This is a genomic window from Streptomyces sp. NPDC060194 (assembly GCF_042728285.1).
GTDB lineage: Bacteria > Actinomycetota > Actinomycetes > Streptomycetales > Streptomycetaceae > Streptomyces.
Genome location: NZ_JBHWZH010000134.1, coordinates 1 through 15554 on the forward strand (window position 1 = coordinate 1; position 15554 = coordinate 15554).

At 73.8% G+C, this 15554-nt stretch carries 15 protein-coding genes; 6 read left to right on the forward strand and 9 right to left on the reverse strand.

All coding sequences use genetic code 11. The features are described 5' to 3' along the window. Positions 1 to 75 precede the first annotated feature (75 nt). The 5 genes from ACFWEG_RS23555 to ACFWEG_RS23575 all read right to left on the reverse strand — a co-directional run bounded on the left by ACFWEG_RS23555 (position 76) and on the right by ACFWEG_RS23575 (position 5995). Positions 76 to 765 (reverse strand): fasciclin domain-containing protein, encoded by a 690-nt coding sequence (locus ACFWEG_RS23555; protein ID WP_387218509.1) that lies wholly within the window; start codon positions 763 to 765, stop codon positions 76 to 78. Positions 766 to 872: 107 nt separating this feature from the next. Then, on the reverse strand, positions 873 to 2672 hold the full coding sequence (locus tag ACFWEG_RS23560) for a molybdopterin-dependent oxidoreductase (RefSeq protein ID WP_387218512.1): 1800 nt from the start codon (positions 2670 to 2672) through the stop codon (positions 873 to 875). Between the two features lie 222 nt (positions 2673 to 2894). Next, positions 2895 to 3653: an anti-sigma factor domain-containing protein gene (locus tag ACFWEG_RS23565; protein WP_387218514.1), complete on the reverse strand. Its 759-nt coding sequence runs from the start codon at positions 3651 to 3653 to the stop codon at positions 2895 to 2897. Continuing rightward, complete coding sequence (locus ACFWEG_RS23570; protein WP_387218516.1) at positions 3650 to 4234, reverse strand: sigma-70 family RNA polymerase sigma factor; 585 nt, start codon at positions 4232 to 4234, stop codon at positions 3650 to 3652. Before ACFWEG_RS23570 ends, ACFWEG_RS23565 begins: the two co-directional genes overlap by 4 nt. Before the next feature lie 204 nt (positions 4235 to 4438). Continuing rightward, entirely contained in the window at positions 4439 to 5995 is a 1557-nt protein-coding gene (locus tag ACFWEG_RS23575; RefSeq protein ID WP_387218518.1) for an SDR family oxidoreductase, read from the reverse strand. A gap of 227 nt (positions 5996 to 6222) precedes the next feature. Here ACFWEG_RS23575 and ACFWEG_RS23580 point away from each other — a divergent pair, with 227 nt between their 5' ends. Both ACFWEG_RS23580 and ACFWEG_RS23585 read left to right on the forward strand, forming a co-directional pair. Further along, positions 6223 to 7197 (forward strand): NUDIX hydrolase, encoded by a 975-nt coding sequence (locus tag ACFWEG_RS23580; RefSeq protein WP_387218520.1) that lies wholly within the window; start codon positions 6223 to 6225, stop codon positions 7195 to 7197. Continuing rightward, entirely contained in the window at positions 7194 to 8045 is an 852-nt protein-coding gene (locus ACFWEG_RS23585) for an MBL fold metallo-hydrolase (RefSeq protein ID WP_387218522.1), read from the forward strand. Before ACFWEG_RS23580 ends, ACFWEG_RS23585 begins: the two co-directional genes overlap by 4 nt. A 149-nt stretch (positions 8046 to 8194) precedes the next feature. Here the strand turns inward: ACFWEG_RS23585 and ACFWEG_RS23590 are convergent, their stop codons facing one another. Next, entirely contained in the window at positions 8195 to 8869 is a 675-nt protein-coding gene (locus ACFWEG_RS23590) for a Crp/Fnr family transcriptional regulator (protein WP_387218525.1), read from the reverse strand. A 311-nt stretch (positions 8870 to 9180) separates the two neighbouring features. Here ACFWEG_RS23590 and nth point away from each other — a divergent pair, with 311 nt between their 5' ends. From nth to ACFWEG_RS23610, 4 genes are all read left to right on the forward strand, one after another. Continuing rightward, complete coding sequence (gene nth, locus ACFWEG_RS23595; protein ID WP_387218527.1) at positions 9181 to 10233, forward strand: endonuclease III; 1053 nt, start codon at positions 9181 to 9183, stop codon at positions 10231 to 10233. 154 nt (positions 10234 to 10387) lie between these two features. Then, positions 10388 to 11176 (forward strand): NUDIX hydrolase, encoded by a 789-nt coding sequence (locus tag ACFWEG_RS23600; protein ID WP_387218529.1) that lies wholly within the window; start codon positions 10388 to 10390, stop codon positions 11174 to 11176. 114 nt (positions 11177 to 11290) lie between these two features. After that, positions 11291 to 12490: a MarP family serine protease gene (locus tag ACFWEG_RS23605; protein WP_387218531.1), complete on the forward strand. Its 1200-nt coding sequence runs from the start codon at positions 11291 to 11293 to the stop codon at positions 12488 to 12490. Positions 12491 to 12511: 21 nt separating this feature from the next. Beyond that, positions 12512 to 13861, forward strand: coding sequence for a 6-phospho-beta-glucosidase (locus ACFWEG_RS23610; RefSeq protein ID WP_387218534.1), 1350 nt, complete (start codon positions 12512 to 12514; stop codon positions 13859 to 13861). A 27-nt stretch (positions 13862 to 13888) separates the two neighbouring features. Here ACFWEG_RS23610 and ACFWEG_RS23615 read toward each other — a convergent pair whose 3' ends face one another. From ACFWEG_RS23615 to ACFWEG_RS23625, 3 genes are all read right to left on the reverse strand, one after another. Further along, positions 13889 to 14116, reverse strand: a complete 228-nt coding sequence (locus ACFWEG_RS23615; RefSeq protein ID WP_387218537.1) for a hypothetical protein — start codon at positions 14114 to 14116, stop codon at positions 13889 to 13891. 120 nt (positions 14117 to 14236) lie between these two features. After that, positions 14237 to 15166, reverse strand: coding sequence for an alpha/beta fold hydrolase (locus ACFWEG_RS23620; RefSeq protein WP_387218540.1), 930 nt, complete (start codon positions 15164 to 15166; stop codon positions 14237 to 14239). Further along, the coding region (locus tag ACFWEG_RS23625; protein WP_387218542.1) for a phage holin family protein at positions 15163 to 15554 on the reverse strand (392 nt) is incomplete at its 5' end. The genes ACFWEG_RS23625 and ACFWEG_RS23620, both read right to left, overlap by 4 nt.

Below are 15554 nucleotides of genomic sequence, written 5' to 3' on the forward strand. Positions count from 1 at the left end.
TCCGTCATGTGAGCCGGCCGGCCGGACGGCGCCCCCGCGCGGGGTGTGGGCGCCGCCGGCCGTCGAGCGGCCGGGTCAGCTGGCCGAGGCGCTCGGGGAGCCCGCCGGCGGCATCAGCACGGTGTCGATGAGCTGCACCTTGGCGTTGGCCGTCTGGACGTTCCCGCAGACGATGTTCGCGGAGTCGTTGACCTTGAACTTCATGTCCGAGCCCGAGGTCGTCAGCTTGCTCTTCTCCAGGGTGGTGAAGGAGCCGTCCTCCAGCTGGTCGGGCTGGATGGTCTCGCCCACGACGTGGTAGGTGAGCACCTTGGTCAGCTGGTCCTTGTCGGCGAGCAGCTTGTCCAGGTCCTCCTTCGGGATCTTCTTGAAGGCGTCGTTGGTCGGCGCGAAGACGGTGATGTCCTCCGCGTCGTTCAGCGTGTCGACCAGGCCGGCCGCCTTGACCGCGGCGACCAGGGTGGTCAGCTCGGGGTTGTTGGACGCGGCGGTCGCGACCGGGTCGTCGGCCATGCCCTCGGCGGAGCCCTCGCCGCTCTTGGGCAGCGACGCGCAGGCGTCACCGAAGGGCTTGTCCATCATGTCGCCGGAGGCGGACGCCGACATCGACGGGCTGCTGTCCGCGTCGGGGGCGCCGGCCGAGGGCGAGGAGGCCTCGTTGGCGCTGCTGCTGCCGCTGTCGTCCGAACACGCGGCGAGCGAGAACGGCAGGACCGCGGCGGCGGCCACGGCGACGGCGGTGCGGCGGAAACGAAGGGCGTTCATGACTCTCTCCTTGGTTGGTGCTGGGCGGTGCGATACGGGTTTCGCGGCACACGGCCCGGGGGGCCGTCGACGCGGTTCACAGAGGTTCTTGGGGGCGGTGGTGCGGCTCACGGCACGGTGACCACCACCGAGTGCCAGCCGGTCGCCCCGTCGGGGACGGTGTCGACCCGCTCGTCGGTCTGGGTCTCCCCCGTGCGGTCCGTGGCGCGGACCTCGAGCCGGTGCCGGCCCGGGGTCGCGGGCCACTCCCACACCCACTGGCGCCAGGTGTCGATCCCGGCCTCGTCGCCGAGGCGGGCCTGCTGCCAGGGGCCCTCGTCGACCCGCACCTCCACCCGCGCGATGCCGCGGTGCTGCGCCCAGGCCACCCCGGCGACGGGGACGGTGCCCGCCTTCTGGGAGGACAGGGGGCGCGGGGTGTCGATGCGGGACATGGTCTTGATGGGGGCCTCGCGCGACCACTTCCGCCGTACCCAGTACGCGTCGTAGTCGTCGAAGTTCGTGAGGTCGATGTCCTTGATCCACTTGCAGGCGGACACGTAGCCGTAGAGGCCGGGGACGATCATCCGGACGGGGAAGCCGTGGTCGAAGGGGAGCGGCTCGCCGTTCATGCCGAGGGCGAGGAGCGCGTCGCGTCCGTCGAGCACGGTCTCCACCGGGGTGCCGATGGTCATGCCGTCGACCGATCGGGAGACCAGCTGGTCGGCGGGGCCGCCCTCGGAGGGGGCGCGCACGCCGGCCTCGCGCAGGACGTCGGCCAGGCGGACGCCGATCCAGCGGGCGTTGCCCACATACGGTCCGCCGACCTCGTTGGAGACGCAGGTCATCGTGATGTCGCGCTCGACCAGCTCGCGTCCGAGGAGGTCCTGGAAGCTCAGCTCCAGCTCGTTCTGCACGCCCTTGCCGTGGATGCGCAGCCGCCAGGTGTCGGCGTTCACGCGGGGCACGACCAGGGCGGTGTCGACCCGGTAGAAGTCGCGGTTGGCGGTGGTGAAGGAGGCGACGTCGCGGATGCCGAGATCGGCGCCCTTGGGGATCGGCCTGGCCGTGGAGCGGGGCGCGGGGATCCGGACGGAGCCGCGGGTGGCCCTGGCCTCGGCCGCGCCCGAGCCGGCCAGCTTCCGGCCCAGCGCGCCCGCACCGGCCGAGGCGGCCACCGCGGCGGTCGCGGCGATGACGAAGCCGCGCCGGTTGAAGCCGCCGGGCGACGGGCCGTCCCCGAGGTACAGCGTGGGGGCTCCGGTGGCCTCCTGCGGGGCCGGAGAGGTCCGGGGGGCCGTCTCGTCGGTGGTGGACGCGGGGGCCGCCTCGGCGGGGCCCGTGGGCCCCTCGTCGGCGGCCGCCCGCGTCGCGCCGACGCCGGTCCCTCGCTCCTCCCCGGCGTCGGCTCCCCGCTCACCGCGACCGTCCGCCCCCGCGCTCGCAGAGGACGATCGAGGGCGGGAAGTCAGGAACCCCGCGAGGACGTACAGCACGCCGGCCGCCACCAGGCCGCCCACGACGGACGGGACCACGTCGGAGGCGCGGCTCTCGGGCCGGCTCAGTGCCGCCACCGCGCCGACGGCCCCGAAGACGAGTGCGGCGGCCGCGCCGGCCTTGCGGTGGCGCAGGGCGAGGAGCCCGATCAGCATCGCGAAGGCGGCGAGCAGCGCCAGGATGCCGAGTTGGAGGACCAGTTTGTCGTTGGTCCCGAAGTTCCGGATCGCGAAGTCCTTCACCGGGGCGGGAGTGCGGTCGATGACCGCCCCGCCGATCGCGGTGACGGGCCCGGCCTCGGGACGCACGGCGCCGGCGGCGAGCTCCGCGGTGCACAGGGCGGCGAAGGCGGCGATCAGTCCGCTCAGCGCGCCCAGGCATCCGCGCAGTACGCGCGCGCCTCGCGATGGGGTCGTCCGGTTTCCGGTCACGTATGAGATTCGCCGCCCAGCGGCATTCGGATGGGTGCCGGAGTGGACTTTCACCTGATCGGATGGAATTGACGCTGCCACCAATCCGGCGGCGAAGTCGCTACGAATACCGTCCGGGCGCAAACTGCGCACGCGAATTCGGGTGGCGTTCGGACGAGCGGCGGACATGCGGAAGGGCCCGCCCGATGGGCGGACCCTTCGCCGACCCGGGTCGCGGGACTCTCAGGCCGCGGAGATGTCCATCAGCGCCAGCGGCTCGGTCGTCGGCTGCTCCGAGCCCCCGGCGGGCTCGATGGTGACACCGACCCCGGTGGCCTCGCCGACGTCGCCGGCGAGCAGGAACGACTCGGTGCCCTGCCGGGACGGCATGACGCCCGCCGACCGCATCGCGTCGCCGTCCTTGTACCAGAGCTGGTAGACCTTCCCGTCCGGCAGGCTCGGCATCCCGGAGGCCACGTAGACCGCCCGGTCGAGGCTGCGGGAGACGACCACCGTGCCGTCGGCGCCGTCGGAGAGCTTCGCGCTCGTCGTGCGCGCGTCGGGCGCGGCGAGCACCTGGGCGAGCTGCTCGGACTGCCGGGTGGCGTCCTGGGCCTGCTCCTGGGCGTCCTCGGCCCGCTGGTGCTGCCAGCCCGCGACGCCGCCGAAGGCGACCGCCGCCGCCACGCAGGCCGCCAGGGCGAACCGCTGGAGCCGTCTGCCGCGTCCGGCGGCCCCGTCGGCCCCGCGCTCCACCGCGGGCGTGTGCGGCGGCTCCTGACGGACCGTGGCGATCCTGCGCAGCACCTCCTGCTTCGTCGCGGGGGTGGGCCTCACGGCGACGGCGCCGGCCAGCCGGGCCGCCGTCTCGGTCAGTTCGCGGACCTCCTGGGAGCAGGCCTCGCACGCGCGCAGGTGCCGCTCGAAGCCCACGCGCTCGTCGGAGTCCAGCGCGTCCAGGGCGTACGCACCGGTCAGGGTGTGCAGGTCGGCGGTGGTCACGAGGTCACCCCCAGGCAGTCGCGCATCCGGATGAGACCGTCGCGCAGGCGGGTCTTGACGGTTCCCAGGGGGACGGCGAGCAGCTCGCCGACCTCCCGGTAGGTGAGGCCCCGGTAGTAGGCCAGGGTCACGGACTGCCGCTGGAGCTCGGTGAGCGTGCGCAGGCAGCGGCGCACCTGTTCGCGTTCGAGGCTCGCCTCGACCTGCTCGGTCACCTCGTCGTAGGCCGGGGTGTGCTCCAGGAGCGCGGCCCGCTGCTCGCGGTCGGAGGACGCCTGCGCGGAGCGGACCCGGTCCACCGCACGGCGGTGGGCCAGCGTGAGCACCCAGTTCATGACGCCGCCCCGCTCGGGGCGGTAGCGCGCCGCCGTCCGCCAGACCTCGACGAACACCTCCTGGGCGACCTCCTCGGACTGGGCGGGATCCCGCAGCACGCTGCGCACCAGACCGAGCACCGGGGAGCACACGACATCGTAGAGGGACGCGAAGGCGTCCTGGTCGCCCTTGGCGACCTCGCCGATCAGCGCCGGCAGATCGGGCCCCGGGGAGGGCACTCCGCTGATGTGCACCACTTCTCTCACGCGGTGAGCCTCCTGCACGTGCTGCGTCCGGAAAACGGGAATCTATGGACGTGATTCGGAGCGGGTGGGGCCGGGGATTGGTCCGGTCCCGTCGTCCACCAGGGACCGTATCGACGAGGCCGCTTTTGGGGACCGCGTTCGGGGAGGCCGCTCCTGGAGAGCGTTCTGATGAGGCCGCTCCTAGGGAGCGTTCCGGTGACGCCGCTATTGGCGGGCCTCGCGCCGCACCGCGTCCTCGGCGTCCCGATGCTCCGCGCCCTCGACCGCCTGCCGGTCGGCCTCCAGGGTCTTCGCAGCGCCCGCGATGTTCTGCGCCATCCCGCCGAACACGAACGCGTGGAACGGGGCCACGCTCCACCAGTAGGCGTGCCCCCACAGGCCCCGCGGGTGGAAGAGCGCGCGCTGCCGGTAGACGGTGCGCCCCTGGCGGTCCTCGCCGACGTACATCTCCAGCCAGGCGAGCCCGGGGACCCTCATCTCGGCGCGCAGCCGCAGCAGCCGGCCGCGGTCGATCTCCTCGACCCGCCAGAAGTCCAGGGAGTCGCCGACCCGCAGCCGTTTGGCGTCCCGCCGGCCGCGGCGCAGCCCCACTCCGCCGACCAGCCGGTCGAGCCAGCCGCGGACCACCCAGGCGAGCGGGAACGAGTACCACCCGTTCTCCCCGCCGATGCCCTCGACGACCTGCCAGAGCGAGTCCTTGGAGGCCTCGACCCGGCGCGCCCTGCGGTCGGTGTACAGGCTGCCGCCCGCCCACTGGGGGTCCGTGGGCAGCGGGTCGCTGGGCGCGCCCGCCGTCGACGCGGAGGACCAGCGGGTGATGACCTCGGCGTCCCTGATCCGCCGCAGGGCGAGCGTCAGGGACTCCACGAAGGGCATCGGCGTGCCGGGCGGGTCCGCGACGTAGCGCGCGATGTCGTGCTCGTCGCACACCACCTCATGGCGCAGGGACTCCACGAGAGGGCGGGCGATCGACCGGGGGACCGGGGTCACCAGGTTCACCCAGTGGCTGGAGAGGTTCGGCGTCAGGATCGGCACCGGGACGACGACCCGGCGGCGCAGGCCGGCGACCGCCGCGTAGTGCTGCATCATGTCCAGGTACGTCATGACGTCGGGGCCGCCGATGTCGAACGCCCGGTTGACGTCCTCGGGCATGCCGGCGGAGCCCACCAGGTAGCGCAGCACGTCCCGGACGGCGATCGGCTGGATCCGGGTGTGGACCCAGCTCGGGGTCACCATGACCGGCAGCCGCTCGGTCAGGTAGCGCAGCATCTCGAAGGACGCCGATCCGGAGCCGATGATGACCGCCGCCCTCAGGTAGACGGTCGGCACACCGCTGTCCAGGAGGATGCGCCCCACCTCGTGGCGGGAGCGCAGGTGCGGAGACAGCTCGTCCTCGGGGACGCCGGTCGGCGTCAGCCCGCCCAGGTAGACGATCCGCTTCACACCGGCGGCCCGCGCCTGCTCGCCGAAGGTCCGCGCGGCCTCGCGGTCGGTGTCCTCGAAGGTCCGGCCCGTCCCCAGGGCGTGCACCAGGTAGTACGCGACGTCGACGCCCTTCATCGCCTCCGCGAGCGAGCCGGCGTCCGTGACGTCGCCCTTGACGATCTCCGCGTCGGGCCGCCAGGGATGGTCGCGGAGCTTCTCCGGCGTGCGGGCCAGGCACCGCACCCGGTGCCCGGCCGCGAGCAGCTCGGGGACGAGCCGTCCCCCGATGTACCCGGTCGCGCCGGTCACCAGGCACTGCGATCGTTCCTCGGTCATGACGCTCCTCTGCCCGGAAGTGCCGTCGGCTGTCGTCGTTCTGCGGTCGTACTTCTACGGTGCGCGGTCGCGGCGCATCCTGCGCGCGGGGGTGCGGTCGTGTGGTGCGGTTCCGCGGTCCTGTCCAGTGCTTCCGCCCCGACCGGTCGCCCGGATGCCGATCCCGGGAGGGCGGTGCCGAAGGACCCCTCTCGAACATCAGCGCGCCACCTACTAGCCTCCCGACCATGGCGAACGGTCAGTGGTACCCCCCTGAGTGGCCCGCACGCATCCGCGCCCTGGCGGACGGCAGCCTGACCCCCGTCCCGCCGCGGCGGGCGGCGACCGTGATGCTGCTGCGGGACGGCGGCGCGGCCGGCCCGGCCGTCCACCTGCTGCGCAGGCGCACCGCCATGGCCTTCGCCGGCGGCGCGTACGCCTACCCCGGGGGCGGCGTCGACCCGCGGGACGCCGACCCCGCGCCCGCGGTGCGCTGGGCGGGGCCCTCCAGGGCCGCCTGGGCGGCCCGGCTGGGGGTGGACGGGCCGACGGCCCAGGCGATCGTCTGCGCGGCCGTCAGGGAGACCTTCGAGGAGTCCGGCGTGCTCCTCGCGGGCCCCGACCCGCACACGGTCGTCGGCGACACGACCGGGGACGACTGGGAGGCCGACCGCGCGGCGCTCGTGGCACGCGAGCAGACCTTCGCCGAGTTCCTCGGCCGGCGGGGTCTCGTCCTGCGCGGTGACCTCCTCGCGGCCTGGACCCGATGGATCACCCCGGAGTTCGAACCGAAGCGCTACGACACGTGGTTCTTCGTCGCCGCCCTGCCCGCGGGACAGCGCACCCGCAACGCCTCCACGGAGGCCGACCGCACAGTCTGGGCGCGCCCGGAGGACGCCGTCGCCGGCTACGAGCGGGGCGAGTACCTTATGATGCCGCCCACCGTCGCGACGCTGCGGCAGCTGCTGCCGTACGCCTCCGCCGCCGAGGTGCTCGCCGCGGCGGCAAACCGCGACCTGACGCCGGTCCTGGCCCGGGCCCGGATCACGGACGGCGGCGAGGTGGTGCTCAGCTGGCCGGGGCACGAGGAGTTCACGAAGCGGATCGCCGCGGACGCCGGCGTCACCCGTCCGGACCCGGCGGAACCCGCCTCCCAGGAGCCCGTTCCCGCCGATCCCGCGTCCGCGGGGCGCACCCCCTCTGACCCGAAGGACCCCGCATGACCGACGCCGCCCTGCTCCCCGGCCAGCCGCGCGGCGGCGTCGTCGGGGGACCGGCCACCGCCCGCGCGGTCAACGTCCTCGCGCCGAACCCGTCCGCGATGACCCTGGACGGCACCAACACCTGGATCGTTGCCGAACCCGGTTCGGACCTCGCCGTCGTCGTCGACCCCGGGCCGCTCGACGAGGCGCATCTGCGCGCGGTGGTCGACACCGCCGCGCGCGCCGGCCGCCGGATCGCGCTCACCCTGCTCACCCACGGGCACCCCGACCACGCCGAGGGCGCGGCCCGGTTCGCCGAGCTGACCCGGACGAAGGTGCGCGCCCTTGACCCCGCGCTGCGGCTCGGCGACGAGGGGCTCGCCGCCGGCGACGTGGTGACCACCGGCGGTCTCGAGCTGCGGGTGGTGCCCACTCCCGGGCACACCTCGGACTCGCTCTCCTTCCACCTGCCGGCCGACGGCGCGGTCCTCACCGGGGACACCGTCCTGGGCCGCGGCACGACGCTCGTGGCGCACCCGGACGGCCGGCTGGGCGACTACCTGGACTCGTTGCGGCGGCTGCGCTCCCTGACGGTCGACGACGGCGTGCACACGGTGCTCCCGGGGCACGGCCCCGTCCTGGACGACGCCCAGGGCGCGGTCGAGTTCTACCTCGCCCACCGGGCGAGCCGCCTGGCGCAGGTCGAGACCGCCGTCGAGAACGGCCACCGGACGTCCTGCGCGGTCGTCGAGCACGTCTACGCGGACGTCGACCGCTCGCTGTGGCCGGCGGCCGAGCTGTCGGTTCGCGCGCAGTTGGACTACCTCACCGAGCACGGGCTCATCGGAAGGGGCCCTGACGGGCTCTAGGAGATCGCGTCTCGGCCTCGGGGCATCGCGACACGGCTTCTGACGCATCGCGTCCGGGCCGCCCGGAACAGCGTGTTCAGGATGCCGGAACGCGCCGAGGGGCCCCGCCGGTCGGTCGACGGGGCCCCTCGGACATGTTCCAGTGTCGCTCAGCGCGAGCGCTTAGCCAGCCGCTCGACGTCCAGCAGGATGACCGCGCGGGCCTCCAGGCGGAGCCAGCCGCGGCCCGCGAAGTCCGCGAGCGCCTTGTTGACCGTCTCGCGGGAGGCGCCGACGAGCTGCGCCAGCTCCTCCTGGGTCAGGTCGTGCACCACGTGGATGCCCTCCTCGGACTGCACGCCGAAGCGGCGCGACAGGTCGAGGAGCGCACGCGCCACCCGGCCGGGCACGTCGGAGAAGACCAGGTCGGACATCTGGTCGTTGGTCTTGCGGAGCCGCCGGGCGACCGCGCGGAGCAGCGCCGTGGCGACCTCCGGGCGGACGTTCAGCCAGGGCTGCAGGTCGCCGTGGCCGAGACCGAGCAGCTTCACCTCGGTCAGCGCGGTGGCGGTGGCGGTGCGCGGGCCGGGGTCGAACAGCGACAGCTCGCCGATCAGCTCGCCGGGGCCGAGGACGGCCAGCATGTTCTCGCGACCGTCGGGGGAGGTGCGGTGCAGCTTCACCTTGCCCTCGGTCACGACGTAGAGGCGGTCTCCGGGGTCGCCCTCGTGGAAGAGGGCGTCACCGCGTGCGAGGGTCACCTCTCCCATCGAGGCGCGGAGCTCCGCGGCCTGGTCGTCATCGAGGCCCGCGAAGAGCGGGGCCCGCCGCAGAACGTCGTCCACGTGTTCTCTCCTTGTCGACCTGCTCACGAGGGCTTGAGGTCCCATGATGCCGGACGCTTCAAACAGTGCGATCAATCACAAGGATGCCGGACATGCGCCCGGCACCGTGCGGCAGGGGGCCGATTGGCCCCCCGCGCGGTCCCTCTTCCCCGGCAGGCCGGGTGAATGTCAGTGCAGGGGCCTAGGGTTGTGAGGTGTCCTACACGCCGGGGAAGGCGAGGGGCAAGAGGGCCGGAAGAGTGACCCACGGCGACGGTTCAGCCGTGGGCGAACAGGCGTCCGTATCGCGGCGGGCGGCGGAGAGGGAGCCTGTGGAGAACGTGCCCAGTCGAAGCACGGCCGGCGGCAAGGCGGCGGCGAAGAACGCGGCGCCGGCGAAGAAAGCACCTGCGGGGAAGAGGGCGCCCGCGGCGAAGAAGGCCGCACCCGCTGGTAAGGCTGCGGCACCCGACGGGAAGGCCGCTCCCGCGAAGAAGGCGCCCGCGGCGAAGAGGACCGCCCCCGCGCGGAAGGCGACCGCCGAGAAGGCGGCCCCGAAGAGCGTCGCCCCGAAGAGCGCCGCCAAGTCGGCGACCGTCCGCCCCGCCAAACCCGAGACCCGCCTCGGCATGATCCGCCGCGCCCGCCGGATCGACCGCGAGCTCGCCGAGGTCTACCCCTACGCCCACCCGGAACTGGACTTCGAGGACCCCTTCCAGCTCCTGGTCGCCACCGTCCTCTCCGCGCAGACCACCGACCTGCGGGTGAACCAGACGACCCCCGCGCTGTTCGCGAAGTACCCCACGCCCGAGGACCTGGCCGCCGCCGTGCCCGAGGAGGTCGAGGAGCTGATCCGGCCCACCGGCTTCTTCCGCGCGAAGACCCGGTCGATCCTGGGCCTGGCCACCGCGCTGCGGGACGACTTCGACGGCGCGGTGCCCGGCCGCCTGGAGGACCTGGTGAAGCTGCCGGGCGTCGGCCGCAAGACGGCGAACGTCGTCCTGGGCAACGCGTTCGGCGTCCCCGGCATCACCGTCGACACGCACTTCGCCCGCCTGGTGCACCGCTGGCGGTGGACCGAGGAGACCGACCCGGTGAAGATCGAGGCCGCTGTCGCCGCGATCTTCCCCAAGTCCGAGTGGACGATGCTCTCCCACCGGACGATCTTCCACGGCCGCCGCATGTGCCACGCCCGCAAGCCCGCCTGCGGCGTCTGCCCGATCGCCCCCCTCTGCCCGTCCTACGGCGAGGGGGAGACGGACCCCGCCAGGGCCGCGAAGCTGCTGAAGTACGAGAAGGGCGGCTCCCCGGGCCAGCGGCTCAAGCCCCCGCAGGGCTATCTGGACACCGGCGGGATCGCCGCGCCCCCGGCCCCCGCGGGCTGAGGATGCGCGCCGCCACCCGCCCCCAGCCACCGCGTCCACGGCCCCGCGGCGACGGGCGTCCGGCCGCGGAAACGATCCCTCTCCACCGGACGGGCGATCGAAGGAACGATCCACGGGGGTCCGGGCGTTGGCCGCAGAGGGAACGGGGGTCGCTGTGACACACCTCAGCAGCACGAGCGGGACGAACGGACCGGGCACGGCGTACGGCGCGGGCCCGAGCGGCGGGACGAGCGGTCCGGGGCCGGGAGCCGCGCCGCCCCCCGTCGCCGTCACGACCGCCGGTCTGCCGTCCTGGATCACCCCGGTCGCGGACGCCGCCGCCCGCGTCGAGCCGTCCCAGATGAGCCGCTTCCTGCCGCCCGAGGACGGTGCGGGCCGTCAGTCGGCGGTGCTGATCCTCTTCGGCGAGGGCCGCTCCGCCGCCGACGGCGGGCTCGGCCCGGAGCTGCTCCTCATGGAGCGCGCCGGCTCCCTGCGCTCGCACGCCGGACAGCCCTGCTTCCCCGGCGGCGCCCTCGACCCCGAGGACGGCGACCCGCGCACCCACGGCCCCGTCCGGGCCGCCCTGCGCGAGGCCGAGGAGGAGACCGGCCTCGACCCGGCCGGCGTCCAGGTCTTCGGCGTGCTGCCCCGGCTCTACATCCCGGTGAGCGGATTCGTCGTCACTCCCGTACTGGGATGGTGGCGGGAGCCGAGCCCGGTGCGGGTCGTGGACCCGGCGGAGACGGCGAGCGTCTTCACCGTGCCCGTGGCCCACCTCGCCGACCCCGCCCACCGGGTGACCGCCGTGCATCCGCGCGGCTTCCGGGGCCCGGCCTTCCTGGTCGGCCAGGCGCTCGTGTGGGGGTTCACCGCGGGGGTCCTGGACCGGATCCTGCACTTCGCCGGATGGGAGAGGCCCTGGGACCGCGACCGCACCGTCCCGCTCGACTGGCATGCATGACAGGGTGACCGGTGTGCCGCATCCCTCGGGGCCGACACCGGCGGTGGAGACCGCCGGCCCCGTATTCCCAGGCCGGGCGACCGTGACCGGCGACGACAAGCGAGGCTTCTGACGGTGAACGTGCTGGACATCCTTCTGCTGGTCGCTGCCGTGTGGTTCGCGGTGGTCGGCTACCGCCAGGGCTTCGTCGTCGGCGTCCTGTCCGTCATCGGCTTCATCGGCGGCGGCCTGCTCGCGGTCTCGCTGCTGCCCGTCATCTGGGACGCGGCGACGGACAATGCCGAGGTGGGGACCACGGCCGCCGTCGTCGCGGTGGTCGCCGTCATCCTCTGCGCCTCCGTCGGGCAGGCCTTCACCACCCACCTGGGCAACAAGCTCCGCCGCCACATCACCTGGTCGCCGGCCCGCGCCCTCGACGCCACGGGCGGCGCGCTCGTCAACGTCCTCGCGATGCTCCTGGTCGCCTGGCTGCTCGGCTCCCTGCTCGCCGGCACCACCATGCCCACCGTCGGCAAGGAGGTCCGCGGTTCGAAGATCCTGGTCGGGGTCGACCGGGTGCTGCCGAACCAGGCGTCCACCTGGTTCACGGACTTCTCCTCCGTCCTCGCCCGCAACGGCTTCCCGCAGGTCTTCAGCCCCTTCGCGAACGAGCCGATCACCGAGGTCGAGCCGCCCGACAAGGCCCTGCTGACCAGCCCGGTCGCCGAGCGCGCCCAGCGCTCCATCGTCAAGGTGCTCGGCACCGCCGAGAGCTGCTCCAAGGTCCTCGAAGGCACCGGCTTCGTCTTCGGCGAGCGCCGCGTGATGACCAACGCGCACGTGGTCGGCGGCGTCGAGGAGCCGACCGTCCAGATCGGGGGCGAGGGCCGCCGCCTCGACGCCACGGTGGTGCTCTACGACTGGCAGCGCGACATCGCCGTCCTGGACGTGCCCGACCTCGACGCCCCCGCCCTGCAGTTCACCGAGCAGGACGCCCGGTCCGGCGACAACGCGATCGTCGCCGGCTTCCCCGAGAACGGCGCCTACGACGTCCGCGCGGCCCGCGTCCGCGGCCGGCTCAACGCCAACGGCCCCGACATCTACCACCGCGGCACGGTCCGCCGCGACGTCTACTCCCTGTACGCGATGGTCCGGCAGGGCAACTCCGGCGGCCCGCTCCTCACCCCCGACGGCAAGGTCAGCGGCGTCATCTTCGCCAAGTCGCTCGACAACCCCGACACCGGCTACGCGCTGACCGTCGACGAGATCCGCGAGGACATCGCCCGCGGCCGGGCAGCCGACCAGCAGGTCGACAGCCAGGGCTGCGCGCTCTAGGCGCCCGAGGAGCGAGGACGCATGAACACCGCAGGCACCCGTCTCACGATCCTCGGCGGCGGCGGCTTCCGCGTCCCGCTGGTCTACGGCGCGCTCCTCGGCGACCGGGCCGAGGGCCGCGTCACCCACGTCACGCTGCACGACACCGACGAACGCCGGCTGCGGGCGGTCGCCGGGGTGCTGTCCGAGCAGGCCGCCGGCCGCCCCGACGCGCCCGAGGTCGCCGTCACCACCGACCTGGACCTGGCCGTCACCGGCGCCGACTTCGTGTTCTCCGCGGTCCGCGTCGGCGGCCTCGCGGGCCGGGCCGCCGACGAGCGGATCGCGCTCGCCGAGGGCGTCCTCGGCCAGGAGACGGTCGGCGCGGGCGGCATCGCGTACGGGCTGCGCACCGTGCCCGTCGCCGAGGAGATCGCCCGCCGCGTCAAGGCGCTCGCCCCCGAGGCCTGGGTCATCAACTTCACCAACCCGGCCGGCCTGGTCACCGAGGCCATGTCCCGGCACCTGGGCGACCGGGTGATCGGCATCTGCGACTCCCCGGTGGGCCTGGGCCGGCGGGTCGCGCGCGTCCTGGGGGCCGACCCGGACGAGGCGTGGCCGGACTACGCGGGCCTCAACCACCTCGGCTGGCTGCGCGGCCTGAGGGTCCGCGGCCGGGACGAGCTGCCCCGGCTCCTGGCCGACCCCGAGCTGCTCGGCTCCTTCGAGGAGGGCCGGCTCTTCGGCGCCGACTGGCTGCGCTCCCTGGGCGCGGTCCCGAACGAGTACCTGCACTACTACTACTTCGGCCGCGAGACCGTCGCCGCCTACCGTGCGGCCGCCCGGACCCGCGGCGCGTTCCTCGCCGACCAGCAGACGGCGTTCTACGACGCCCCCACCCTCGCCTCCTGGAACCGCACCCGCGCCGAGCGGGAGGCGACCTACATGGCCGACAACCGCGAGGCCTCCGGCGACACCGGCGGCCGCGACCGGGCGGACCTGGAGGAGGGCGGCGGGTACGAGAAGGTCGCGCTGCGGCTGATGCGGGCCATCGCCCGCGACGAGCGCACCACACTGATCCTCAACGTCCGCAACGGCACCACCCTGGGCGTCTTGGACGCCGCGGCGGTCGTCGAGGTGCCGTGCCTGGTCGACGCGAACGGGGCGCACCCCGTCGCCGTCTCACCGCTGCCGGAGCACGCCGTGGGGCTGGTGACCGCCGTCAAGGCCGTCGAGCGCGAGGTCCTGCGCGCGGCGGCGACGGGGTCGCGGGCGGCCGCGGTGAAGGCGTTCGCCCTGCATCCGCTCGTCGACTCGGTGGGCGTCGCGCGCCGCCTGGTGGACGCCTACACCGAGGAGCACCCCGGGCTCGCCTATCTGACGAAGCCCTAGGGTGCTCGGTTCGCGCAGGCGCCGGGGTCAAGCCCGGGGGGCGCTGCGCGGTGCGGGATGGCGCAGCCGGGCGGAGACCCAGCGGGCGCGGCGGCGGATGATGATCGGGATACCGAGGTCGCGATCCGGGAGCACATCGGCGTCCGGAAGTGCGTTCGGCTCGGGGGAGGGCGATTCGCCCCCCTGGTTCGGACCCTGCGCACGGTCGGCGCGGCGGGTTCCAGCTACGTCACGGTAGTCGTGCGTCCAGCCCATACCCAGCGTCTGCCCGTCCCCGAAGGTCCATAATCCAGCCACGGGCACCCAATCGGCCTATGCGTTCGGCAATTGGCGTTCGATGGACAGGCGTTCGCCCGGGGTGGTGGCGGAGCCGGCTCAGCGGTCCGGTTCGGGGTCCTTCAGCCAGTTGAGCACCTCGGTGGTGAACCCGACCGGGTCCTCCTCGTGCGGGAAGTGCCCGAGGCCGTCGAAGAGCCGCCAGCGGTAGGGGGCCTCCACGTACCGGCCGCTGCCGGCGGCGCTGCGCGTCCGCATCACCGGGTCGGCCGAGCCGTGCAGGTGCAGGGTGGGCACCTGCACCGGGCGCTTCATCCGCCGGTTGAACTGGACGCCGTCCGGACGCGCCATCGAGCGGACCAGCCAGCGGTAGGGCTCCACCGAGCAGTGCGCCGTCGAGGGGATGCTCATCGCGCGGCGGTAGACGTCGACGGTCTTGTCGTCCGGCTGCTGCGGCCCCGACCACTCCCGGATCAGCCCGCCGACCAGCGCGCTGTCGTCCGCCGTCAGCTGCCGCTCCGGCACCCACGGGCGCTGGAAGCCCCAGACGTGGCTGCCCGAGCGCGACTGCGAGAAGTCCGCGAGCATCGCGGAGCGCCAGCGCCGCGGGTGCGGCATCGAGGACACCGCGAGCCGGCGGACCAGCTTCGGCCGCATGACGGCGGCGGTCCAGGCCAGGTAGCCGCCCAGGTCGTGGCCGACGAGCGCGGCGTCCGGCTCGCCGAGCGAGCGGATCACGCCGGTGACGTCCAGGGCGAGGTTCGCGGGGTCGTACCCGCGCGGCGTGCGGTCGCTGCCGCCGACGCCCCGCAGGTCCATGGCGACCGCGCGGAAGCCGGCCTCGGCGAAGGCGGGCAGCTGGTGCCGCCAGGTCCACCAGAACTGGGGGAACCCGTGCAGGAACAACACCAGCGGGCCTTCGCCCATCTCGGTGATGTGGAAGCGTGCCCCGTTGGCGGCGACGTCCCGATGCGTCCAGGGGCCGTCGATCCGTACGGCCGAGGCGGGCGCGGAGTCCGGTGCGGTCATGAAGAGGAGCGTGCCACAACCCCCGGCCGGTCGAGGACCGTGCGCGGGTGCGGCTTGGCGTTCTGCAGGACGGCCGCGGTCTTCTTGGAGGACGCGATCGTCCTCTCCGGCGGCTTCACCTTCTTGAACTTCGACACCGCGAACAGCGCGAGAACTGCCGCCAGCAGCACGAACGCGCCGCCCACGATCAGGAACGACCAGGCGAGGCCGAGCCCCAGATTGTGGATGCCGTAGGCGGCGGCCATGCTGAACACCGGCACCGAGAACAGCGCGAGCACTCCGGCCACGGCGATCACGGCCCCGCCGGTGACCCCGCGCTTCACGTCCTGGCGGAGTTCCGCCTTCGCCAGCGCGATCTCGTCGTGCACCAGCGCGGACAGCTCGGTGG

Coding starts and splice junctions, on each gene's coding strand:
- ACFWEG_RS23555 (WP_387218509.1), bottom strand. CDS start 765: ATGAACGCCCTTCGTTTCCGCCGCACCGCCGTCGCCGTGGCCGCCGCC.
- ACFWEG_RS23575 (WP_387218518.1), bottom strand. CDS start 5,995: ATGACCGAGGAACGATCGCAGTGCCTGGTGACCGGCGCGACCGGGTAC.
- ACFWEG_RS23580 (WP_387218520.1), top strand. CDS start 6,223: ATGGCGAACGGTCAGTGGTACCCCCCTGAGTGGCCCGCACGCATCCGC.
- ACFWEG_RS23585 (WP_387218522.1), top strand. CDS start 7,194: ATGACCGACGCCGCCCTGCTCCCCGGCCAGCCGCGCGGCGGCGTCGTC.
- ACFWEG_RS23610 (WP_387218534.1), top strand. CDS start 12,512: ATGAACACCGCAGGCACCCGTCTCACGATCCTCGGCGGCGGCGGCTTC.
- ACFWEG_RS23615 (WP_387218537.1), bottom strand. CDS start 14,116: ATGGGCTGGACGCACGACTACCGTGACGTAGCTGGAACCCGCCGCGCC.
- ACFWEG_RS23620 (WP_387218540.1), bottom strand. CDS start 15,166: ATGACCGCACCGGACTCCGCGCCCGCCTCGGCCGTACGGATCGACGGC.